This is a genomic window from Aliikangiella maris (assembly GCF_040719265.1).
Lineage (GTDB): Bacteria > Pseudomonadota > Gammaproteobacteria > Enterobacterales > Kangiellaceae > Aliikangiella > Aliikangiella maris.
The window spans coordinates 209,045-232,338 of the sequence record NZ_JBFDAH010000006.1; the positions used below are offsets into that span (position 1 = coordinate 209,045).

At 38.1% G+C, this 23,294-nt stretch carries 18 protein-coding genes; 6 read left to right on the plus strand and 12 right to left on the minus strand.

What is annotated here, in order from left to right:
• Positions 1 to 3: 3 nt before the first annotated feature.
• From ABVT42_RS07690 to ABVT42_RS07700, 3 genes are all read right to left on the minus strand, one after another.
• Complete coding sequence (locus ABVT42_RS07690; RefSeq protein ID WP_353873998.1) at positions 4 to 3,768, minus strand: nitrate reductase subunit alpha; 3,765 nt, start codon at positions 3,766 to 3,768, stop codon at positions 4 to 6.
• Positions 3,769 to 3,987: 219 nt separating this feature from the next.
• Positions 3,988 to 5,592: an MFS transporter gene (locus ABVT42_RS07695; RefSeq protein WP_353873997.1), complete on the minus strand. Its 1,605-nt coding sequence runs from the start codon at positions 5,590 to 5,592 to the stop codon at positions 3,988 to 3,990.
• 92 nt (positions 5,593 to 5,684) lie between these two features.
• The gene (locus tag ABVT42_RS07700; RefSeq protein WP_353873996.1) at positions 5,685 to 6,932 is read right to left on the minus strand and encodes an MFS transporter; all 1,248 of its coding nucleotides are present in this window, start codon (positions 6,930 to 6,932) and stop codon (positions 5,685 to 5,687) included.
• A 352-nt stretch (positions 6,933 to 7,284) separates the two neighbouring features.
• On the opposite strand from ABVT42_RS07700, the gene ABVT42_RS07705 reads away from it, so the two are divergent.
• Both ABVT42_RS07705 and narL read left to right on the plus strand, forming a co-directional pair.
• The gene (locus ABVT42_RS07705) at positions 7,285 to 9,042 is read left to right on the plus strand and encodes a histidine kinase (RefSeq protein WP_353873994.1); all 1,758 of its coding nucleotides are present in this window, start codon (positions 7,285 to 7,287) and stop codon (positions 9,040 to 9,042) included.
• Positions 9,039 to 9,686, plus strand: coding sequence for a two-component system response regulator NarL (gene narL, locus ABVT42_RS07710; RefSeq protein ID WP_353873992.1), 648 nt, complete (start codon positions 9,039 to 9,041; stop codon positions 9,684 to 9,686). The genes ABVT42_RS07705 and narL overlap by 4 nt, the downstream gene beginning before the upstream one ends.
• A gap of 91 nt (positions 9,687 to 9,777) precedes the next feature.
• Here the strand turns inward: narL and ABVT42_RS07715 are convergent, their stop codons facing one another.
• The 6 genes from ABVT42_RS07715 to ABVT42_RS07740 form a co-directional block, all read right to left on the minus strand.
• Complete coding sequence (locus ABVT42_RS07715; RefSeq protein WP_353873991.1) at positions 9,778 to 10,506, minus strand: GDSL-type esterase/lipase family protein; 729 nt, start codon at positions 10,504 to 10,506, stop codon at positions 9,778 to 9,780.
• Positions 10,507 to 10,877: 371 nt separating this feature from the next.
• Positions 10,878 to 11,399 (minus strand): nuclear transport factor 2 family protein, encoded by a 522-nt coding sequence (locus ABVT42_RS07720; protein ID WP_353873990.1) that lies wholly within the window; start codon positions 11,397 to 11,399, stop codon positions 10,878 to 10,880.
• 552 nt (positions 11,400 to 11,951) lie between these two features.
• The gene (locus ABVT42_RS07725) at positions 11,952 to 12,194 is read right to left on the minus strand and encodes a TonB-dependent receptor (protein ID WP_353873989.1); all 243 of its coding nucleotides are present in this window, start codon (positions 12,192 to 12,194) and stop codon (positions 11,952 to 11,954) included.
• Positions 12,187 to 12,426 carry a hypothetical protein gene (locus tag ABVT42_RS07730; RefSeq protein ID WP_353873988.1) on the minus strand — a complete coding sequence of 80 codons (240 nt, stop codon included), beginning with the start codon at positions 12,424 to 12,426 and terminating at the stop codon, positions 12,187 to 12,189. Before ABVT42_RS07730 ends, ABVT42_RS07725 begins: the two co-directional genes overlap by 8 nt.
• A 68-nt stretch (positions 12,427 to 12,494) precedes the next feature.
• Positions 12,495 to 13,070, minus strand: a complete 576-nt coding sequence (locus ABVT42_RS07735) for a Plug domain-containing protein (protein WP_367023601.1) — start codon at positions 13,068 to 13,070, stop codon at positions 12,495 to 12,497.
• A complete protein-coding gene (locus ABVT42_RS07740; protein ID WP_353873986.1) occupies positions 12,991 to 14,025 on the minus strand; it encodes a helix-turn-helix transcriptional regulator in 1,035 nt (344 codons plus the stop codon). Before ABVT42_RS07740 ends, ABVT42_RS07735 begins: the two co-directional genes overlap by 80 nt.
• Positions 14,026 to 14,433: 408 nt before the next feature.
• Between ABVT42_RS07740 and ABVT42_RS07745 the strand changes: the two genes are divergently transcribed.
• A complete protein-coding gene (locus ABVT42_RS07745) occupies positions 14,434 to 14,661 on the plus strand; it encodes a DUF6316 family protein (protein ID WP_353873985.1) in 228 nt (75 codons plus the stop codon).
• 451 nt (positions 14,662 to 15,112) lie between these two features.
• The gene (locus ABVT42_RS07750) at positions 15,113 to 16,363 is read left to right on the plus strand and encodes an MDR family MFS transporter (RefSeq protein ID WP_353873984.1); all 1,251 of its coding nucleotides are present in this window, start codon (positions 15,113 to 15,115) and stop codon (positions 16,361 to 16,363) included.
• Positions 16,364 to 16,448: 85 nt separating this feature from the next.
• Here the strand turns inward: ABVT42_RS07750 and sfsA are convergent, their stop codons facing one another.
• The 3 genes from sfsA to ABVT42_RS07765 all read right to left on the minus strand — a co-directional run bounded on the left by sfsA (position 16,449) and on the right by ABVT42_RS07765 (position 20,198).
• Complete coding sequence (gene sfsA, locus ABVT42_RS07755; protein WP_353873983.1) at positions 16,449 to 17,156, minus strand: DNA/RNA nuclease SfsA; 708 nt, start codon at positions 17,154 to 17,156, stop codon at positions 16,449 to 16,451.
• A 99-nt stretch (positions 17,157 to 17,255) separates the two neighbouring features.
• On the minus strand, positions 17,256 to 18,617 hold the full coding sequence (locus tag ABVT42_RS07760) for a response regulator (protein ID WP_353873982.1): 1,362 nt from the start codon (positions 18,615 to 18,617) through the stop codon (positions 17,256 to 17,258).
• A gap of 336 nt (positions 18,618 to 18,953) precedes the next feature.
• The gene (locus ABVT42_RS07765) at positions 18,954 to 20,198 is read right to left on the minus strand and encodes a response regulator (RefSeq protein WP_353873981.1); all 1,245 of its coding nucleotides are present in this window, start codon (positions 20,196 to 20,198) and stop codon (positions 18,954 to 18,956) included.
• Between the two features lie 310 nt (positions 20,199 to 20,508).
• On the opposite strand from ABVT42_RS07765, the gene metK reads away from it, so the two are divergent.
• Together metK and ahcY are read left to right on the plus strand one after the other, a co-directional pair.
• Positions 20,509 to 21,669, plus strand: coding sequence for a methionine adenosyltransferase (gene metK / locus ABVT42_RS07770; RefSeq protein ID WP_353873980.1), 1,161 nt, complete (start codon positions 20,509 to 20,511; stop codon positions 21,667 to 21,669).
• A 142-nt stretch (positions 21,670 to 21,811) separates the two neighbouring features.
• Positions 21,812 to 23,212 (plus strand): adenosylhomocysteinase, encoded by a 1,401-nt coding sequence (gene ahcY, locus ABVT42_RS07775; protein ID WP_353873978.1) that lies wholly within the window; start codon positions 21,812 to 21,814, stop codon positions 23,210 to 23,212.
• Positions 23,213 to 23,294 lie beyond the last annotated feature (82 nt).

Here is a 23,294-nt window from a genome sequence, read left to right on the forward strand (position 1 = left end):
TCCTTAAGCTTCGTCAGGATTTGTGGGTAGAGGACGGGGTAAATCATCAGAGTCGGATCCATCCAACCAATCAACTTTATCCATTTTTCTGACAACAACAAATTCATCACGATTACAACCTACCGTTCCGTAATAGTTAAATCCATAAGATTGCTGAGCGTAACCTCCAATCATATGGGTCGGTTTCATGACTACACGCGTTACCGAGTTATGGTGTCCGCCGCGCGTACCAGTCATCTCACTTCCTGGCACATTAACAATTCTTTCCTGCGCGTGATACATCATTACCATACCCTGATTAACGCGTTGCGAGACAACGGCTCGGCAAGAAATCGCACCATTGGCATTAAATACTTCAACCCAATCATTATCTTCAATGCCAGCTTCTTTGGCATCAACTTCACTTAACCAAATAATTGGACCACCACGAGAAAGTGTCAGCATTAGCAAATTATCGGTGTACGTACTATGAATTCCCCATTTTTGATGCGGCGTAATCCAGTTAAGTACAATCTCTTTATTGCCGTTACTTTTGCTATTTTGAATAGCTTCAACCGTTTTGGTATTAATAGGAGGACGATAAGAAACAAACTGCTCACCAAATGCCTGCATCCACAAGTGGTCTTGATAGAACTGTTGTCGCCCAGTTATGGTTCGCCATGGAATGAGTTCATGAACATTGGTGTAACCCGCATTATAGCTGACATGCTCATCTTCCAATCCAGACCAGGTTGGTGATGAGATAATTTTTCTTGGCTGCGCAACTACATCACGAAAACGAATTTTTTCATCGTGTTTTGGTTTGGCCAAGTGAGTATGATCTCGTCCGGTAAACTCACCTAAAGCAGTCCAGGCTTTTACTGCGACATTACCATTAGTTTCAGGCGCCAAAGTCAAAATAGTTTCTGCTGCATCAATTGCGGACTCAATAACAGGACGCCCTTGATTGACACCTTCATCCCAGTGCTTATGGTTTAACTTACCTAAAAACTCGACTTCTTCGTCTGTATTCCAGTTAATACCTTTACCACCATTACCGAGTTTTTCCATCAGTGGCCCAAGTGAAGTAAATTTTTTGTACGTATTTGGATAGTCACGCTCAACAACAACAAAGTTTGGCGCAGTCACTCCAGGAATTAATTCACATTCACCTTTTTTCCAATCTTTTACATCAACCGATTGTGCCAGTTCTCCGGGTGTGTCATGTAACAATGGTACGGTAACAATATCTTTTTCAATGCCAAGTTCACCCTCAGCAACTTCTGAAAACTTTTTAGCAATCCCTTTATAAATATCCCAGTCAGACCGTGATTCCCAAACAGGATCAACAGCAGTCGATAATGGATGAATAAAAGGATGCATATCAGAAGTGTTCAAGTCATCTTTTTCATACCAGCTCGCTGTTGGTAATACGATATCTGAATACATACAGGTTGAAGACATTCTAAAGTCAAGCGTTGTTACCAGATCAAGTTTACCTGTCGCGCCGTCATCAACCCATTCAGCTTCGGTGGGTTTAAAACCTCCAGTTTTACCTAAATCTTCATTCATTACGCCATTTTTTGCACCCAGCAAATACTTGAGCATATACTCATGGCCTTTTCCTGAAGAACCTAATAAATTTGATCGCCAAATAAATATATTACGCGGGAAATTTTCAGGTGAATCAGGTGCTTCACTGGCAAACTGAATACCGCCAGATTTAAGTTGCTCAACTAAATAATCTTTGGGATCCATTCCTGCCGCTTCAGCATCTTTAACAATCTGAAGTGGATTTCGATTTAATTGCGGTGCCGATGGTAACCACCCCATACGCTCTGCTTTAATATTATAATCAAGCATATGCTCAGGAAATTGTGACTTATCAGCCAAAGGCGAAAGCACTTCATGAATACTGACTTTTTCATGTCGCCATTGTGAAGAGTGATTATAGAAAAATGAAGTACCATTCATTTGCCGTGGCGGCCGTGACCAATCAAGACCAAATGCTAATGGTAACCAACCGGTTTGAGGACGCAATTTTTCCTGGCCAACATAATGCGCCCAACCACCACCAGACTGGCCAACACAACCACACATCATCAACATATTGATAAGTCCACGATAGTTCATATCCATGTGATACCAGTGATTCATTGCTGCACCAACAATAATCATGGATTTACCTTTGGTTTTGTGTGCGGTATCGGCAAATTCGCGCGCAACTCGAATTACTTTTTCACGCGAAACACCGGTAATTTTTTCTTGCCAAGCTGGAGTAAATGGTATGTCATCATCAAAGCTAGTGGCAACATTCTCACCGCCCAAGCCACGATCTAAACCATAGTTAGCCATCATCAAGTCATAAACCGTTGCAACTTTAATTGGCTTTCCATTCACGCCTGTTATTGTGCGAGTTGGGACATTACGTAATAAAATATCATCATGTTCACAGGAAACAAAATGTTTGTTGTTGTTATTCGCAGCGTAATGAGGGAATGCAACAGAAGAAATTTCTTCACCAATTAATGACAACTGTAACTTCGTTTCTTTACCTTCCAAGCCTTCACGTTCTTCAATGTTCCACTTTCCTTTTTCTCCCCAACGATAACCAATTGAACCATGCGGAGAAACTAATTGACCGGTCTTTTCATCAAGTGCGATGGTCTTCCATTCAGGATTGTTAGCTTGACCTAAATTATCATTTAAATCTGACGCTCTTAAAAAACGTGCTGATTTATAAGCATTATCGCCATACTCATCTAACACGACCAACATAGGAAAATCGGTGTACTGACGAACATATTGAGTGAAGTATTCACTTGGATTTTCTAAATGATATTCACGTAATATGACATGTCCAAACGCCATTCCCAGTGCCGCGTCGGTGCCTTGCTTAGGATTAAGCCATTCATCAGTTAATTTAGAAACTTCAGAGTAGTCGGGTGTAATTGAAACGGTTTTTGCGCCTTTATAACGAACTTCGGTAAAGAAATGTGCATCAGGTGTGCGTGTTTGTGGTACGTTAGAGCCCCAAGCAATTAAATAATTTGAGTTATACCAGTCAGCAGATTCAGGAACATCCGTTTGTTCTCCCCAAGTCATTGGTGAAGAGGGAGGTAAATCACAGTACCAGTCGTAAAAGCTTAAACAAACACCACCGATTAATGATAAATACCGTGAACCTGCAGCATATGACACCATTGACATAGCCGGAATAGGTGAAAAGCCTATCACCCGATCTGGACCATATGTTTTTGCGGTATATACATTAGCCGCCGCAATCATTTCATTCACTTCGTTCCAACTTGAACGAACAAAGCCACCAAGTCCTCGTTTTGATTTATAAGACAAAGATTTTTCTTTATCTTCAACAATAGATGCCCAAGCAGCAACCGGTTTCATCGTCGCTCGTGCTTCACGCCATAACTTAAGTAAAGGCTTTCTGACTTTAGGATATTTTAGTCGGTTAGCGCTATATAAATACCATGAATAACTCGCGCCTCGAGGACAGCCGCGCGGTTCATGATTGGGTAAGTCAGGACGAGTTCTGGGATAATCGGTATATTGTGTTTCCCAAGTAACCAGACCATTTTTTACATAGATTTTCCACGAACAAGAACCGGTACAGTTAACGCCATGAGTAGAACGGACAACTTTATCATGTTGCCAGCGTTGACGATAACTGTCTTCCCACTCGCGACTTTCATTTGTCGTTTCACCATGACCGTCAGAAAACTCGCCCGTTTTCTTTTTAAAAAACTGCAAGCGATCAAGAAATTGACTCATAATTTTTCTCCGTTGACCTATACAAAAATCCCGTTTAGATTTTTGTCAATTCATCGCGACAGGTTGCTTAGTTTTTTAATCCTGAGCAATGAATAAAATAAAATTAATATAAATAATCTTGCTGTAATCTTTTATTGAGCACTGTTAATACAGTCGATAAGGTGTTGCCAATTTTGGTAACACCTTGGATACATTATTTTCAGTGATTAACCCGCTGATTTATGGATTATGGAATTCAGCCCCCTTACGCAAATAAAACCACCAGTTAATAACAACACAAACTCCATAAAAAACTGCAAATCCAATTAATGCATATTCGGGTGTCGTCGCTTTAATTTGTTCACCAAATACCTTTGGAATATAAAAGGCACCATAGGCAGCAATTGCCGAGGTCCAACCTAACACGGGTCCGGCTTGTTCTTTATTAAACACAATTGCAATCGTTCTAAAAGTTGAACCATTACCTATTCCGGTTGCAGCAAAGAGAATTAAAAATAATACAAAGAAAGGAACAAAGAATTCTTCGGGGGTTGCCGATGCATAAGCCGCCTTCATGTAGTAAGCAACACCAAGAGCACTGGCCACCATCGCAATAGAGCAAATTTGGGTAACTTTTGCACCGCCAACTTTATCAGAAATCCATCCACCTACCGGGCGAATTAATGCACCAATAAATGGTCCCATCCAAGCATACATTAAAGCACTGGGACCATTGGCATTAACCGTATTATGTGTCATCACTCCATCAACCATAATATGCTGATAACCAAAAATAACTTTAATGGCTAATGCAAATGCAGCCGAATATCCGATAAACGAACCAAACGTCATGGTATAAATTACACTCATTACCCAAGTATGTTTATTACCGAAGATCTGATACTGATGTTTTAAACTGGCACCAATTTCGCCCGGTAACATTTTTAAACCATAAACGGTTAACACAACCACAATGACTAAAACGATTTCTTTAGGAATGCCAAAACCGGAACCATTGGCGCTTTCTGGTAACATTAACCACAAGCCAAATACCGCACAGGAAAAACCAATTAACAGCATCATTAATATTTTTAATACGGAACCTACAGGACTGCCAATGTTAGGCGAAACATGAGGAGCTCGAATATTATTCATACCAAACCAGCCGATGATTAACAAAGGTAATAAAAAGATCAACCAGACAAACCCAGCATTTTGGATCCAGGTCTGACTACCTGCTGCTATCTTGCCGATTAAAGTACCACTGGTGTTTTGTAACGTCATGGATTCGCCACCGAAGATACCGAAAGTCATCACTAAAGGAACCAGTATCTGCATGGTAGTTACCCCAAAATTTCCCAGGCCAGCATTTAAACCAAGCGCAAGACCTTGTTGTTTTTTCGGGAAAAAGAAACTGATATTTGACATAGATGAAGCAAAGTTTCCACCACCAAATCCAGATAATAAAGCTAACCCTTGAAATACCCAAAGCGGCGTATTTTTATCTTGTAGTGCTAGACCTGTACCTATCGCGGGTAACATTAATAATGCCGTTGTAAAAACGATGGTATTTCGTCCACCACATAACCGAATAAAAAAGCTACTGGGTATTCGCAAGGTCGCACCGGTTAAACCGGCGATAGCCATTAAGGTAAACAGTTCCGATTTTTCAAATGGAAAACCAAGATTTAACATTTGTACGGTGATAATTCCCCAATATAGCCACACCGCAAAGCCACACAGCAGACTTGGAATCGAAATCCAAAGATTTCGATTGGCAATTTTTCTGCCTTTTGATTCCCAAAACTCAGAATCTTCTACATTCCATTCTTTAATATCTGACATTACTCACTCCAAATAATAAGACGATAATTTTTATTGTTTACTCTTAAAATATTTAAGAGTTTGATTTTATGATTCGAAAATATAAAAAATAATTATAAAATTTCGCTCTCTTTTTTGGCTTTGATAATGGAGTAGTTCATCCATAACATACAAATTGCGACCAAAATAAATAACAACATAAAACAAGAGGAGCGAACGTCAGTATAGTCAGACAAAATTCCAAAGAAGATGGGTAAAGTAAATCCGCCAAGTCCTCCCAAAACGCCGACCATACCACCTACCGAACCCATGTTATTGGGATAATAATCATGTAACAGTTTATAAACACTCGCTTTACCAAATCCTTGCGCAATTCCTACAATAAAAACGAACAAGGTAAATATTTCGACACCCAGTCCAATGTTAAAATTGACCTCTCCTTTAATTCCCTTAATCACGAAACTGGTTTCAGGATAGGAAAGAAAGAATAAACAACCTGCTGAGATCCAAAAAACCCACCAGTTTACAGTTCTCGCACCTAATTTATCAGAAGCATAACCACCAGCTGCTCGAATAACACCTGAAGGCAATGTAAAAATCATAGTAATCAGGGAAGCTGTTTTTATATCAAGCCCAAATTCACCAATATAATATTTTGGTAACCACAAAGCTAAAGCAACAAATCCACCAAAGACAAAATAATAGTAAAGCCCAAATCGCCAAACTCTTAATTCTTTTAAAGGTGCAAGTTGTTCTGCGATAGTTTTATGTTGACCCGAATTTTTTCTTTCCTCTAACCCAGGATCATCATAAGTAAAAAACCAAAAAACAACCGCCATTAATGCCATTGCAACTGAATAAACTTTGGGTACCATTTGCCAACCCGCAGCAACGACAATCATAGGAGCAACCAGATTTGTAATTGCAGCGCCAGCATTACCTGCACCAAAAATACCCATGGCTGTACCTTGTTTTTCTTTTTCAAACCAGGCTGAAGTGTAAGCAATTCCAATAGCAAACGATCCGCCTGCAAGTCCTACAAATAATCCCGCAACAAGATATTGCCAATAGGAATGAGCAAAAGCGAGTGTGTAAGTCGCAATTGCTACAACAATCATTTGAATGAAATAAACAATTCTTCCACCGAAACGATCCGTTAACATCCCCAAAGGTAGACGAGTAATCGATCCGGTTAATATTGGCGTCGCTACTAATACGCCAAACTCAGTATCTGTTAAACCTAACTCTTGTTTAATTTTAAGGCCGATAATGGAAAACATTGTCCACACCGCAAAATTAAACGCAAAAGCAATTGTATTCATGGTTAAAACAGAATACTGCTTTGTAGTATGAGTCGCCATTTTAATACCCCTCATAAGTCTAATTTTGATGTTCCATCAACATCAATTCTACTAGAGACTGCAATGAGAGAATAGCAATCACCCGAATGACAATACTTGATTTGGATCATTCGTCATATTCTTCAATTTGAGTATATTTATTTGCTCTACTACTAAAGTAGTAAATTTGTTATCTCATCAAATGATTGTTTTTAAATTCTTTTTTTGTCATCAATGGTTTGTTATGATGACTTTTTATTTTTTACAACTCTTTAGTAGTAGTTGATGAGTTACATGCTTTTATAAAAGCGTTTTTTCAGGCGCATTGCCAGCAAATTTACTTTCAATAAATTACACAAAGGTGACCAAGTCATTGCCCATTGAAACCGATCCAACAACAACCAGCTCATCGTTAATTGCTCGCGCCGGACAAATAATGGTTGTGATTATTATTTTGGGACTAGTGAGCATGATTTCATCTATGCTGGTCTCAGAAAGTTTAAGCGGTGATGCGGCACAAATTAACATTGCAGGTTCATTAAGAATGCATGCCATGCGAATTTCTCGAGCCCATCTTGCCGACACCTCTCAGCAAAAGTTATTGATAAAAAAAGAAACAACGGCTTTTGAAAACCAACTCAATCAATTACTTATCGGCGGTTTAGTTAGTGCTCGTAAAAATAAAAAAATTGAAGAACAATATCAACTGATTTTAGAAAACTGGCAAAAATTGAACTCAAATAATTCAGATCATTCTGTTCATACATTTGACACATTCGTTAGCACTATTGACCAGATGGTTTTTCTTTTACAAAAAGAATCCGAAAAAAAGCTTAACATGTTAAGGCTTATTCAAGGTATTAGCTTATTGTCGGTTTTAGTTGTTGCCATTGTTGTCCTGTTTCAGTTAAACCGAATTATTGTAGCACCGCTCAAACAACTGGTTGATGTCGCATCTGAAGCGGGTAAAGGCAATTTCGACCTCAAAGCCACTTATCATTCAGACAATGAACTCGGTTTACTGGCCAGAACAATCAATCAGATGTCAGCCGAACTCAAACTAACTTACCAGGATTACGAACAACGCGTAACCCAAAAAACAGAAGAATTACTACAAAGTAATCGTTCACTAGATTTTTTATATAAAACTGCTCGATACTTATCTGCAAACGATTTTAGTCATGGCAGAGATTTAATTATTCAAGAGCTTGAAAATATTTTGGGTGAAGGCAAAATCACTATTGAATTGTTAGCAATCGAAGATAATCAATCTCAAAAAATTGATATTCATCCCCGATTTAATGCTCCATTTTGTTTACTTTCTAAACGCTTCCCTTTAAAAAAGCATGGCAATTTATTTGGTTATATTGTCTGGCAAACGCCAACCCAATTTGTCATTAGTGAGTGGCAAACGTTAATGCTTCAAGCAATTGCAGATATCGTTGGTACTGCACTTCAACTTGAACGCCAACGTAGTGTACAAAACCGATTATTAATAATCGAAGAGCGGGCTGTCATTGCTAGAGAGTTACATGATTCCCTTGCACAATCCTTATCCTATTTAAAGTTTCAAATGAGTCTGCTTAGCCGAAAGATGCAAAAAGAAGTCCCTAAGGAACAACTCACAATGATTATGGATGATATTAAGCAAGGTATTAACAGTGCCTATTTACAGCTCCGCGAATTACTAACCACCTTTCGTCTAAAACTTGAAGACCCCTCTATTGAAAATGCAATTCAAGGAACAGTTGCCGAGTTTTCCACCAAATGTAATCATCCAATTTTTTTAAATTATCAGATTGAGCCAGAAAGCTTATCAGCAAATCAAGAAATTCATTTATTACAAATTATTCGCGAAGCATTATCTAATATTCAGCGACACGCCCACTCCACAGAAGCGGGTATTCATATTCATCGGATGAGTGAAAATATCATCGTTGAAATCTGGGATAACGGACAAGGCATAAAAAATCTGGAGAACAGACAAGGTCATCTTGGTCTAAGCATTATGCGAGAAAGAGCAAAGTCCTTAAATGCAGTGATGGAAATTTTAGCAAGACAGCCTCAAGGAACTCGTATTATAATCAAGCTGCATCCGAAAAGATTTCAACAACAGGACACCAGCCAATGAGCAGTCATAAAATATTATTGGTCGATGATCATCCGATGCTTCGCAAGGGCGTTGCACAATTAATTTCGCTTGAAGATAACTTAGAGGTGATTGCCGAAGCAAATTCGGGTGAAGAAGCGATCACCTCTGCACTCGCCAGTTCTCCTGATCTGATATTGCTCGATTTAAATATGAAAGGACCTAGCGGTATCGATACGCTAATATCTTTGCGGCGCGCAGGCACAAAAAGTAAAATAATTATATTCACTGTTTCAGATAATGAAGCCGACGTTTTACAAGCACTAAAATTTGGTGTCGATGGCTATTTGTTAAAAGACTCAGAACCTGAAGAACTGATCGAAAAAATTAATTTAGCCCTTGATGGTAATTTGGTTTTTAGTGCACCTCTAACTCAAATTATGGCGCGCTCACTTCAATCGGGGGATAAAAAGAAAATCAACCTAATTGATAAATTAACCCAACGTGAACTGGAAATTTTAAAATTCATCGCCGACGGCAAAAGTAATAAAGTGATTGCCAATAACTTAGGTATCACCGAGGCAACGGTAAAAGTTCATGTGAAGAACCTACTAAAAAAACTAGGCTTAAAAACTCGTGTTGAAGCAGCCGTTTGGGCAGTAGAAAATAAACTGGTTACTCATTAACAACTTGAGCATTACAGATAATTGATTGCCTTTAAAAAGACAAATTGAAGTGATATGTGTTGGTTACATTTAACGGCACAGAATCTATTCATTAGTTTTCAATGATATTTTTATAAGCGGTTATTAAAACCTGGTTGCCGTCTGCATTTAAATGAAACCCATCACCCACATGCCAGTTTGCAGCAAGATGGCCGTATTCATCAGTAAAGTGATTAAATAAGTCGACATACGTTACTTGTTCAACAGAGTCACTCCAGTTTTTGATTTGACTATTGAGTGATTGAATACGCTTGTTAGTTAATGTTGCAAAATTCGTTTGTTGTTCGGGAGAAAAATATCTTCGGTCAATTGGTAATAGACCGGTAATTAAAATAGGCGTATGTGCTGGAATATGCTTGATAATTTGTTGGATATTTTCAAAAATTTCTGCTTCATGACGATAAGTAAAATCATTTTTACCAATCATAATAGCCATTAAACTCGCGGATTCAATCGCTTGATTATCCTTTATGCGTAATAATAGCCCACGAGATGTCTCTGTGCCGATACCAAAGTTAAGCGCACCGTCATTAATTGTATTTACAGCTAATCGCTGTATAAAATCATCACCAAAAAATAAAATACTTTGTGGTGGAATATTGCTTTCCATCCGTTGATAGAATGCACTCATTGCAATATAGTGTGGCGTTATTTCCTCATCGATTAATCCTAGCAGGTGCTTTGCCTGCCCTATCATACCTAATTTCAACACGATAAAACTGGCCAGAAAATGTAGTAAAAGTACATATCCAATAATCAGTAAATACTTTTGTTTTTTCATATTACACCAACCAATATTTGGAAAAACAGTTACCGAGAAATTAATCCTCACTAATCAACTCTCGGTGTTTTATTTAATGCTGTGTTAATCAATAAATTTCAACTTAAGCAAGATAATAAATCCAGCATTTTAATAAAGATAACACCTCAACTTTAAATCGAACACCGGTTGAATCGAGGCCCTCAACCATTACAGCGATAAGTCATCATTGCATGCCAATTGCTATTTCAATGACGATAGCCATTACCATAGACAAAATAATAGTTTCCATCAGTTTGATTGAACGGTTATTCATCAATAATCCGAGTATTTCTTTCATAACACACAGTTCAAATTAAAAGCAGTTCAAATTAAAAGCTTCACTAATAGGCTTATTTTTTAAAGTCTGCAATTTGTGTCACTAACTTTTTGGCAATTCCGTTTGGCATAGGAATTGATAAATTGTATTGTGAAATTTTCCAGTTTTTGCCCGATTTTACCAGCACACCAGAACCACGACACTCACCGTAACTTTTGTTATAGAGCAATTCATCAAAAAAAACCACTTGTTCATTAACCACCGAAATATGGCGTTTTGTCGGTGTATAGGCCCAACCTTTTCCCTGACTAAAATAGGGTTGAGTAAACTGATAGAATGCTGATTTAGTCCAACGCTCAGTTGCATCGGTGCCTAAAAATACGGCATCATCAGTTAACAAATTAAAATAGCCATTCAAGTCAGCGTTGGCGGCCGCAAGATGAAAAGCATCAATCACACTGCCTGTCTGCTCAATGATTATCTCATGTTGTTGAGTGAGGTTATTGTTTTTCTCTTGATTATTTCGAGATGTACAATCTGTCGAAAAATAAAACATAACCAAACCGCATAAAATAATTGTAAAGTTTTTTTTCATGATTATTCCTGTAATGATTGACACGCTATTATTGAATTTCTATTTAAATCGATACTCTTTTTAACATAATACACTATAGACCCGCTAATATTTCCTATCTGTTCAATACACTCAAATAACCAGTAAACAGTTCTCGAACAGATCTTTATAACCCATTTTCCGAATGATTATATTGACATAGAGATTTCAACATAGAAATATTAACACAGCGATATCGATACAGATATGTCGATACAGACGCCTAGCAGATACTTATAGCGCATAATCAATAGATCATTTACCAGGAAAATAAAAATCAGTTGCTAAATGGAGGATAACAATACCATCGCAAGTATAGAAAAAAATTCCCGAAATCCATCTCGGGTACGCTCTCATTGACAATAAGCTATGACAAAATAGAAACTACTAGAGGAAAATAGACTAACAAAATAAAATTTAAGTAAACCTAGCTCAATAACAAAACACATTATGCTTCGAACCCCAGGTTAATATTGATATAAAAAGTTCAAAGCAAATACACCACCGATATCGCATCAGTCACAACAATTAAAATCAATCAAGCTGCCAGTTAAAACCTATATAATAAGTTCTTCCTGCATACCCCTGACGGCCAGAAAAACCATTTAGCGATGCACGGACTTTATCAGGATACTCGTCAGTTAAATTACGTATTCCAATATATGTCCGTAAACTTTCCAGCCATTGATAGCCTACTTGAATATCATGGTTGCGGTAAGCTTTTACATACGGCACATCTATTATTTGATCGGCTATTGCTCGTTGTTCGTTAATCACCGGCGATCTGATTAAAACTTGCAGGGTTTAAACTACTGCGGCAAACGATTTGACCATTATCATCAAATACGGCATCCATCGCCGCCATATATCGATCAAACAAGCGATTTTCAGGTGAACGCTCATTTTGCTTTGACTCTCCCCAGTTCAGCGAGAAATCATATTTTAAATCGGAATTAAATTGTCCTGTTGCCCCAGCCAAGATTCGGTAACTGCGTTTATTGGTGCGCAAATCATTAAAACCAGCATCTAAATCCCAGCGATTGAAAAAGATAGGCGGACCATCAGCACCTGCCGCAGCTAAAACGGAGGCAGGTAAAAAAAAGCATTATCACGGGCGACTTGACTACCGACAGTAAGTGAATGTTGGCTGAGGATTCGTGTTGCCACGTCGGAATAATTAACACTGACATAAGGCTCGAATTTTTCAGCGAACTCATAGTGAGCTTTTAGCGTCAGCACATGGCGTTCATTTCCGGGGCGTATTCCGTTAGCAAATAAAATATAATTTGGAATACCATCGCCACCGGTAAAAATATCGACTCGTTCGATCATCGCAAATGGAATTGAATTGGTATCCACTGCAGCCGTTCCACCTGACGAACCGCTAACAAAGCGATGTCTATCGATCAATGTCAATGTCCGATTTGCGCCGAGGTTACGCAAGTTCAGAAAATTTTCGCCATTACTGACTTCATCTTCTCTAGCCGATCCAACTAAAGCGCCAACTTCCGCTACAATTTCCTGAATACTGGTAGCGCCAGTGTATGAAATCGCCCTATCAAGTAAAAAAAGACTAGAGCGTTTTTTTGGTGCGATAAGCTTTAGGCAATACTGAAAATTGCTTTTTAAATGCGGTGGTAAAGTTAGTTGCATATTCATAACCAACCCTTTCTGCAATTTGTGAGATACTCATTGATGATGATTGCAGTAATTCTCTAGCTTTATTCATACGGTAGTTTTGCAAAAACTCATGTACGGTACAGTGATATTGACGCTTAAATTCTCCGCACAAAGTGCTTCGATTTAATCCTACACGGCGAGCTAATTCAATAATCGTAAGCGGACTTTGATAATTTTGCGTGATTAACTGTTTGGCATGAGCTAACTTGTCGATCAACCGCTCATTAATATCAAGGGGTAATGCCGATTGCTGATAAAACTCTTCAATATAGTGAAACAACTGACACAATAAAACTAAAGATTTTGACTCTGTATAAAGACGACGTCGAGTCCCTAGATAAGGCATTTTTAATAGCGTCAAAACATCACTTCTCATGGCGGGCAATAACGGAATATTAAAAAGTTGCTTTTGATTAAATATTTTGTCCAAAAATAACGGTGAAGTTAGCGAACATGAGCTTCCTCCCAAGTTCACATGATGCATGAAATAATCAGGTCGTAAATGTAATGTGACCGAACTCAAGTGATTCCCCTGTTGAATCGATAAATCAAACGTATCATTTTTATGTGTTGACAAAATTGAAACCGTTAACCTAGGGATACCTAAAGGAATGTGATCGGCATAAGTGACTTGATAATTTCCCGACAAAACAAAACGAATTGAAACGATATCTTCAACAGGTTTAATTTTTTGTATAAAATCCTGGTGATAAAAACTGTCAGCCAAACAGATCAATAAATCGCGATGGGGTCGATATAGCTCCCAGTAACCGGTTGCTATACTCTGTTTAAAATCAAGATGCACACCTTGATTGTTGTCACCAAACTGACGGGCAGAAATAAAATATTGATGTCGATAGTCCACGGCCGAGGCTTGATTAAAACCACGATAAATTCGGTTGATATCTTGCTGAGTTGGGGGCTGCATAGCACTTAATATATCGTCAAAGCTGTTTTGAAATCAATCGAAATACCATGCTTTCAATTAAGTGTTATTTTTTAGCACATAACTTTTGCTAGTTATTTTTAACTATTTCGGGAAAAGCTTTTTTAGAACGTACATTAGAAAAAGCCTAGCTCGGCCTGACTGTTTTCCGTACAAAATCTCACTATTTATACATCAACAAGCTCTTATATAAACACAATAGTTTTAAAATTCAAAGAGTTATAAAAAAATCTAAAAATCTTATTTTGAGATTAGCAAAAAACCTATTGGACTTTGAGAAATAGCTTACAAGGTCAAGCGTGTTTGCCTGATGAGAATCAAACGCTAAAGATTTATAGTAGTCCCAAGTCAAACAGATAAGAATACAACCTCAACAAAGGGAGTTGCATCATGTACCAAACCAGAGCTGAAGACGCTAACATTACCGATTTATTTTCACGATCAAACCGATTCGTTAAGCAAGATGGCGAGCTGTTTTATCGTACCAGGGAAGGTGAATTACATGGACCATTTTCAACCGAATCGAGTGCCTTGTTCGATTTAAATATTTTCCTCGAAGTCGTTGAAATTGAAAAACAAATCCATAGCGATTACGGTGTTCAACTAGCTTGGGGTTAAGCAATCCCCTTTGCCTAATACCACATCGGAAAAATATTGATTCGTTTTTGATTTCAAATTGACTCCTTAGCCGATTGACAAGCTATTAATTAATTGGCACCAGTTTTTATTTATTCTGTAGTAAATACTTCGGCAACTGCTGAATAGTAAAAACTGGCTTTTTATTTATCATTACCTTGAACTTAGTATCTCCCCCTAGAATTCGATCATTCGATCTACATCATTTTAAACAGCCGAATTACTTTTCTGACACGTTTTTTTCTAATTGACACCTTATAAAAAAGCATGAACGTTGATAACAAATAATTATGCTTCACATTGAAGCACTCGACTTATAGTAGAACACTATTCACTCAATAAATTTTGACCACATCACATAAATAAAGTATTTACTTTATTTAATAAAAGTCTTAAATTTACTGCATGTCATAAGTTTACTCAGGAACACCTCATGTCACGAATCCAATTCACAAAACAGTTTGGTCAATTCCCTGCCCTAATCTGGTTATATTTAGTTGGTACTTTGATGACACGTGGTTGTTACTATATGGTTTGGCCATTTTTGTCAGTAATTCTGTATCGAGAGTTTTCACTATCAGCAACCAACATTGGTATGATACTCACCTGCTCAGCAGTCGGCTCTTCCCTAGTTGGTTTTTATGTCGGTAGCTTAACTGATCGAATTGGTCGCCGTTCGACAATTTTAATCAGCGGGATTATTGGCTTTATTGCTTTTTGTTTGCTGGCGTTTGCCAATAGTTTATGGCTTTATATTGTAGCAATTACTTTAAGCTCACTCAGCAGAGCACTATGGGACTCTCCAAGCAAAGCATTAATCGGTGACTTATTAAAAAAAGCCGAAACTCGAGAAATGGCATTACAACTTAGTTACTTTATGACAAATGTGGGGGTTGCTATTGGTCCACTTATCGGTATTTTACTCGGATTATCAGCACAAAAAGAAACTTTTTTGTTCACTGCAACTGCCTATTTAATTTTAACTGTCGGTCTTTACATTGGCTTTAATTACAATGCACACTTACTAAAACGACAAAAACTGACAACTTATAACTTTTCGCAAACTATCGGCATTTTACTCAACGATCATTTATTTTTGGTTTTAATTATTGCCAACATCATTGTTATGTTCGTTTATTCCCATTCAGACTCATCGTTAATTCAATATTTAACCCAAGCCAACGCACCAGATTTATTACAACTGATTTCGGCGCTGATTATCACCAACTCTTTAACGATTGTATTATTTCAGTTTCCACTTTTAAGATTGTTGCAGAACTTTTCAATCAATCAGCGGATTCACGTTGGACTAGTGTTGCTTTTTAGTTCACAGGTCCTATACATCTATTCACCTGTGGATAGTTATTGGATGTGGATTGGCGGAATGTTTATTTTAAGTCTAGGCGAAGCTATTTTATTTCCAACAATGAATATTCAAATCGATCGGTTAGCCCCTAAACATTTAAGAGGTAGTTATTTTGGTGCAACTTCATTCTATTCGCTAGGCTATGCCAGTTCGCCCATCATTGGCGGTTATATTATCGATCAGTATGGTGGCTCAGTCTTATATGAATTAACTAGTATTCTCATTTTGTTAACCGTTACTTTATACTTATTTTCTCACCGCTTTAAACGGCCAACATTTATGACGACAGATGCTATCACCGAAGTAACCACTGAATAACATAAGCCATAAATTTTATTAAAAGTAATGTAAAAATCAACCAACCGACAATTTAAGCTATACCTAATCAAACTACCTATTTTTGCTAGAGCTTAAAAGGTAGTTTTTTTCCAATTTCGATTGATTGTGGAGATAAATGACACTGATAAACTAATACTTCCACGCCAAAATTAACGGCTTTTTTTAACAGTTGTGCATAATCGGCATCAATATGTGATGCCGCACTGACCTCGCCAATTCCACTATGTTGCACTAAAAAAAACAAAACTGCTCGATGTCCTTGCTCAACACAAGTCATTAGTTCACGTAAATGCTTTTGCCCCCGAGTGGTAACTGCATCAGGGAAGAAACCAAGATTTTGTGATTCTTTCAACGTAACGCTCTTAATTTCAATAAAGGTCTCACGCCCATCCGATTGCTCAAGCCAAATATCAATTCGACTATTTTCCTGACCATATTTTTTTTCTTTTTTAATTGATAAATATTCAGTTAACTCTTCAATCTGTTTATTTTCAATCGCTTCATAAACGATATCATTTGCTAAATGAGTATTGATACCTATCATTTGACCATCATCAGTTTCAGTTAACACCCAAGTATAGGGATATTTTCTTTTAGGATTTTGACTGTCGGCAATCCAGGCAGACCAACCAGCTTGCCAACAATTTTTCATTGAGCCAGTGTTGGGACAATGTACCGTTATTTCACCTTTTTCTGGATGAATTACATCGGCTAAAAATCGTTTATAACGCTTAATAATTCGAGTTTTTTCGAGTGGCTGGGCAAACTGCATACAATTCCCGCTTAACAGACTGAAATCAGTTAAGCAGAATAGCAAATATTAGTACAGGGTTAAATATAGAAGCGATAATTTCGCAGTTTTGACGATTATTTAACGACTAAAATAAAGTTGTACTGTTTGTAGTTCATCTAACCCAGTTTCCAGCGCCTGATTAGGATGCAACAAATGCAATCGGAGAATTTCACCAGCTAAAGTGGCGCATTTACCTTCCATTAATAAATGTGAATTAACTGTCATAAGGGTGGCCGGAGCTTGTTTGTCAACATACCATAAACGGCCATTACTTTCTTTTAAAATAGTGCCACTGGGCGAATTCACAAAAGCGTCACCAGTACAATTGTCCGTCAAATAATAGCGTTCTTCCATTGGCCAACCAAGCTCACCCTGAGCATTCACTACAAATTGATACCCCGAATCTGTTTTACCTCGAAACAACCCATTTTCCAAATCAACGGGCAATAATTCGGTAATAACACTACCACTTTCATCAACCAGTGAAACACTGTTAAAACCTTGTGGCGAACCTTGCGCAAACGCTTTTGACGTTGACTGTTGGACTTGAGTAAACTGTTCACCAAGTTGCTGAAATTGAGCTTCCATTTTATTACGCCATTGATTTCCTTCTTGATAAGCAGCTTGTAATGCACTGTTTTGTTGGTTAATAGTCCACAATTGCCACAAAATTCCCGTTAATAAAAAAGTTATTACCAGTGCACCAACAACGCCGGCTTTTTTGTAAAAACTTCTCGATATTTCCTCTTTTGCTTCAACAAACTCATCGTGTGACTCCATTCGATGAACCATGGCATGCTCAAAATGTTCCAGAGTTTGGTGAAACTCGCGGGTTAATTTACGTGTTTGAATCCCATTATAACGTTGTAGTTCTTCGAGCTGTTGAGCTTTTTGTCGATTTAAATAGGGTTCAATTTTTTGCAGCCACAGTTTTTGCCAGGTTGAATCTTCCTGAATAGGCTCGGTGACTACCTCATTATTTCGATAGTTCTCAACCGGTAGAGTATGTGTCTGATTTTTGTTATTCGCATGTGTATTTTTAGTTTTTTCAACTTGAGTTTCAGGTTCTCTTTTGACTAATCCCAACTGCTCTAAGGCATTATATAAATAATCTTTCTCTAATCCTTTTGGCAATACATCAACTGCACCTAACGCCCGCGCCTGTCCCACATAGACATCTCCCTGCTTTGCGGTATACATCATTACCGGAACCGTCGCCGTCATCGGATTACTTTTAATCACTTTAATCGTTTCCAAACCATCCATACCAGGCATGGTGTGATCAAGAAAAATAATATCGGGAATATTTTGTTGTAAATAATCGAGCGCTTCTTCTGCCGAATAAACAGCAAAACTTTGAATGCCAAAAGTTTCCAGCATATTAGCCATGACTTTACAGGCCAGCCGTGAATCATCAACGATTAATGCATTCTTTTTCATGAGTATCCCATCAGACGATTTGGTATTAATAATTGTTGCAGTCAAAATATTTTTAGATTAGCGTTTTCGAATAAAGCTCAAACAAAACATATTCAATCAGGTTTACTAAACAAGCCACAATGTTCGAACATTTAATTGTATCTTAACAAAGTTCAAAAATTGAGGATCACATCACATAATCTATCGGTAATATTGCCAATTGGTAATTATACTTTAAGGTCTGCTTTTTATGCGACTAATCACACAACTCTATATCGAATAAACCACTCAAGAAAATCATTCCACTCGAACAGCCCAATAAAGGATGTACATGTATGCGCTTATACGGATTGATTATCAATCGTATAAGACCAGATCATTTCCAGCGTTTTGTGCACGTGCAATTAATCCACCGCAAATTTCTAGTAGTTGACGTAAACCATTTTCCTCAGACAAACACAAGCCAATACTGACAGTCAGATATTTTTTTACATTTTCAATTTCAATAAACGTTTTCTTAATTTGCTCACGAAATTCATTCATTTTTTTATCACACTCATCCAGCGAAATTCCCCATAAAAATACCACTAGCTGACTGCTATTCAATCTAGCCGTAATATAACCAGAAAATTTCTTTTGTAATTGTTCTGCAAATTTAATCAACACCGCATCACCATATTCACTATAAACATTATTAAATGTTTTAAAATTATCAATTTCAATAATAGCCAAAGCATAATTAGTCTGTTGTTGCTGGCATTGAGTAATTTTGCTATCACAAATTTGATAGAAATATTGTCGATTATACAGGCCAGTCAAGTAGTCTCTATTTGCCGAGTCTCGAATAGTTGCGATTGCTTCCAATGATTCTATATTGTGCATAATTCGGCAGTAAAACTCTTCTTGATTAAATGGTTTACGTAAAAAATCGTTGGCACCATTTTTAATGAACTTTGCAGATAAAGATGCATCGCCTTCTCCGGACAAACCAATAATGGTCAAATCCTGCTTGTCATATTTACCACGGATTAATTTAACCAATTCGAACCCATCAACTTCCGGCATATGATAATCAGTAATCACCAGTTTAATATCAGGTTGAGCAATTAACGCTTTAATCGCGCTTTTTGCCCCATCAGCTTCGACGACTTGAAATTGATATTTATTTAATAACAGCGCAGCTTGCTTGCGGGCAACTCTTGAGTCATCTACCACCATTATTTTGATTTGGTGGTTGCGTTGCAGACGATTAATCAGCTTCATGGCATAACCATATGAGTATCGATTTTCCTTTACCACATAATCGACAATTCCTTTTTTAAGCAGTGCTTCTTTTCTTTTTTCATCAAAAGTCGCAGTTAAAACCATTGTTGGAATTTTAGCGCTAAGCGTTAGATCAACTACCTCACCTTTTGGTGCATCGGGTAAATTAAGATCAACAACCGCTGCAAAATATTTTTGTGGATTTTCAGTTAATTTTTGCTCAGCCTGCGCATAACTTTCAACAAAGTCCGCTTCGAAGTCACCAGCTTCCGCGACCAGACGGCGCATGACCTTTAAAACCAAGGTGCTGTCTTCGACAAATAACAGTCGTTCTGCCATACTCAAGCCTTTGAATTTCTTCTAAAATTTAATTAAGTATAGGCTAAAAAATTCAACAAAAAGCAGATTAAGCGAGATAACCAAAGGCTCTTTTTGACGACTAGTCATCAAATTGTGATAATCAGATGGAATATTAGCCGGATATTACACGGAAAAACCGTGAAAATTCGAGTCTTTACGGGTACAATTGCGCACTATTTTCAGGCTTGAAGTGCACTATTCAGCAATGCGCTATCAAGATGAAAATAATCTAAAATTAACTGGCAAATATCGCCAAAACAAATAATCAAAAACATGAGGTTTTTCGCTAATGGCTGAGTACTCTTTATTCACTTCTGAGTCGGTTTCAGAAGGACACCCTGATAAAATAGCCGATCAAATTTCCGATGCAGTATTAGACGAAATTCTAAAGCAAGACAGCAATGCGCGTGTTGCGGTGGAAACTCTGGTTAAAACCGGTATGGCAATTATCGCGGGTGAAGTCACTACCAGTGCCTGGGTCGATTTGGAAGAAGTGGTTCGATCAACAATTTGTGATATTGGCTACACCAGCTCAGAAATGGGCTTTGATGGTCGAACTTGTGCAGTGTTAAATGCAATCGGTAAGCAGTCTCCTGATATCAATCAAGGTGTTGACCGAAAAAGCAAAGAAGAACAAGGTGCTGGCGACCAGGGTTTAATGTTTGGTTATGCAACGAATGAAACGGATGTCTTAATGCCAGCGGCAATTACTTGGTCTCACCAACTGGTCGAAAGACAAGCACAAGTACGTAAAAATGGTACTTTAAGCTGGTTACGCCCAGATGCGAAAAGCCAGGTAACACTGAAGTATGAAAATGGCAAACCCGTTGCGATTGATGCGGTTGTTTTATCAACACAGCACAATCCTGATGTCAGCCAAAAAGACTTACAGGAAGCCGTGCGCGAATTAATTATTAAGCCTGTTTTACCCGAAAATCTTATTCATGCGGATACTAAATTCCATATTAACCCTACCGGTAATTTTGTCATTGGTGGTCCGGTTGGTGATTGTGGATTGACTGGCCGAAAAATCATCGTTGATACTTATGGTGGTTCGGCACATCATGGTGGTGGCGCATTCTCTGGTAAAGATCCTTCAAAAGTTGACCGCTCTGCTGCTTACGCTGGACGATATGTCGCCAAAAATATTGTTGCTGCGGGTCTGGCAGATCGCTGTGAAATTCAGGTTTCTTACGCTATCGGTGTTGCACAACCAACCAGTATTAGCTTAAATACTTTTGGTACTGGAAAAATCGACGAAGCCTTACTGGCAGAATTAGTGAAAAAACATTTCGATTTAACCCCATACGGTATTATCCAAATGCTTGATCTAATTCGACCAATTTATCGTAAAACTGCAGCATATGGTCACTTTGGCCGTGAGGATGCTGATTTTAGCTGGGAAAAAACAGATAAAGCAGACGCTTTAAGAGCTGACGCTAATCTATAATCAATACTCTTAATCACAGGTTTGACCCTGTGAGCAAAGCAAATTAACTGAGGGGTGCTGCAGCAAACAGAAAAGTGTTTGTCACGCTCAGTTGATAGGTAAAAACATTTCTAAGGGCACCCTGATTAACTGGAGAGATTCAATGTCTGATAACAAAGACTTTTACGTAAAAGATCTATCTTTAGCTGATTGGGGACGAAAAGAGATCGCCATCGCTGAAACTGAAATGCCTGGCCTGATGGCTATGCGCGAAGAATATGGTAACAGCAAGCCGCTTAAAGGCGCACGTATTGCTGGATCACTGCACATGACAATTCAAACTGCTGTGTTAATCGAGACACTGGTTGAGTTGGGCGCTGAAGTTCGTTGGGCTTCTTGTAATATTTATTCAACTCAAGATCATGCGGCGGCGGCAATTGCGGCACGTGGCATTCCGGTGTTCGCCTACAAAGGAGAAACTCTGGAAGAGTACTGGCAGTTCACCCACAATATTCTTGACTGGGGTAATGGTGAAACTGCTAACATGATTTTAGATGATGGTGGTGACGCTACACTGGCCGTGATTCTTGGACAAAAAGCAGCGACCGATGGCAGTTTATTAGAAAATCCTGGCAGTGAAGAAGAAACATTCCTCTATGCATCTATCAAAGCACAATTAGCCAAAGATCCTGAATTATATAGTCGCCTTGCTAAAAACATCCAAGGAGTTACCGAAGAGACAACCACTGGTGTTATGCGCTTAAATCAAATGGCAAAAGAAGGCACACTACCCTTCCCTGCAATTAACGTTAACGACTCGGTAACCAAATCAAAATTTGATAATCTTTATGGTTGTCGTGAGTCTTTACTTGATGGAATCAAACGTGCAACCGACGTTATGATCGCTGGAAAAATCGCTGTTGTTTGTGGCTATGGCGATGTTGGTAAAGGTTGTGCACAATCTTTACGTGGTCAGGGTGCAACCGTTTATGTCACTGAAATCGATCCAATCTGTGCTTTACAGGCAGCAATGGAAGGTTATCGTGTTGTGACAGTTGAAGATGTTGTCGCACTTGCTGATATTTTTGTTACCACCACGGGTAATTTTGACATTATCCGTCACGAACATATGATTGCAATGAAAGATCAAGCCATTGTATGTAACATTGGCCACTTCGATAATGAAATTCAAGTTGCATCACTTAAAGAGTATCAATGGGAAAACATCAAACCACAAGTCGATCACATCATTTTCCCTGATGGCAAACGCATTATTTTATTAGCCGAAGGACGATTAGTTAATCTTGGTTGTGCAACGGGCCACCCAAGTTTTGTTATGTCTAACTCTTTCACAAATCAAACGCTGGCACAAATTGAACTCTGGTCAAACGGTGACAACTATAGTAATCAAGTTTATGTATTACCTAAACATCTCGATGAGAAAGTTGCTCGTCTACACCTTGAAAAAATCGGTGCAAAATTAACGGTATTAACCGCAGAGCAAGCGGCTTATATTAATGTTGATGTAGATGGCCCATACAAACCTGATCATTATCGTTATTAATTGGCAAAGTACTTTTGTATTATTGCTAAGTAAACTATTGTGATAGAGACTTTCTCTATCACAATTTCTTCAGAAATTTTTA

Excerpts from the sequence above, each read along its gene's own strand:
- ABVT42_RS07690 (WP_353873998.1), bottom strand. The coding sequence starts at position 3,768 with ATGAGTCAATTTCTTGATCGCTTGCAGTTTTTTAAAAAGAAAACGGGC.
- ABVT42_RS07695 (WP_353873997.1), bottom strand. The coding sequence starts at position 5,592 with ATGTCAGATATTAAAGAATGGAATGTAGAAGATTCTGAGTTTTGGGAA.
- ABVT42_RS07700 (WP_353873996.1), bottom strand. The coding sequence starts at position 6,932 with ATGGCGACTCATACTACAAAGCAGTATTCTGTTTTAACCATGAATACA.
- narL (WP_353873992.1), top strand. The coding sequence starts at position 9,039 with ATGAGCAGTCATAAAATATTATTGGTCGATGATCATCCGATGCTTCGC.
- ABVT42_RS07715 (WP_353873991.1), bottom strand. The coding sequence starts at position 10,506 with ATGAAAAAACAAAAGTATTTACTGATTATTGGATATGTACTTTTACTA.
- ABVT42_RS07720 (WP_353873990.1), bottom strand. The coding sequence starts at position 11,399 with ATGAAAAAAAACTTTACAATTATTTTATGCGGTTTGGTTATGTTTTAT.
- ABVT42_RS07735 (WP_367023601.1), bottom strand. The coding sequence starts at position 13,070 with ATGCAACTAACTTTACCACCGCATTTAAAAAGCAATTTTCAGTATTGC.
- ABVT42_RS07740 (WP_353873986.1), bottom strand. The coding sequence starts at position 14,025 with ATGCAGCCCCCAACTCAGCAAGATATCAACCGAATTTATCGTGGTTTT.
- ABVT42_RS07745 (WP_353873985.1), top strand. The coding sequence starts at position 14,434 with ATGTACCAAACCAGAGCTGAAGACGCTAACATTACCGATTTATTTTCA.
- ABVT42_RS07750 (WP_353873984.1), top strand. The coding sequence starts at position 15,113 with ATGTCACGAATCCAATTCACAAAACAGTTTGGTCAATTCCCTGCCCTA.
- sfsA (WP_353873983.1), bottom strand. The coding sequence starts at position 17,156 with ATGCAGTTTGCCCAGCCACTCGAAAAAACTCGAATTATTAAGCGTTAT.
- ABVT42_RS07760 (WP_353873982.1), bottom strand. The coding sequence starts at position 18,617 with ATGAAAAAGAATGCATTAATCGTTGATGATTCACGGCTGGCCTGTAAA.
- ABVT42_RS07765 (WP_353873981.1), bottom strand. The coding sequence starts at position 20,198 with ATGGCAGAACGACTGTTATTTGTCGAAGACAGCACCTTGGTTTTAAAG.
- metK (WP_353873980.1), top strand. The coding sequence starts at position 20,509 with ATGGCTGAGTACTCTTTATTCACTTCTGAGTCGGTTTCAGAAGGACAC.
- ahcY (WP_353873978.1), top strand. The coding sequence starts at position 21,812 with ATGTCTGATAACAAAGACTTTTACGTAAAAGATCTATCTTTAGCTGAT.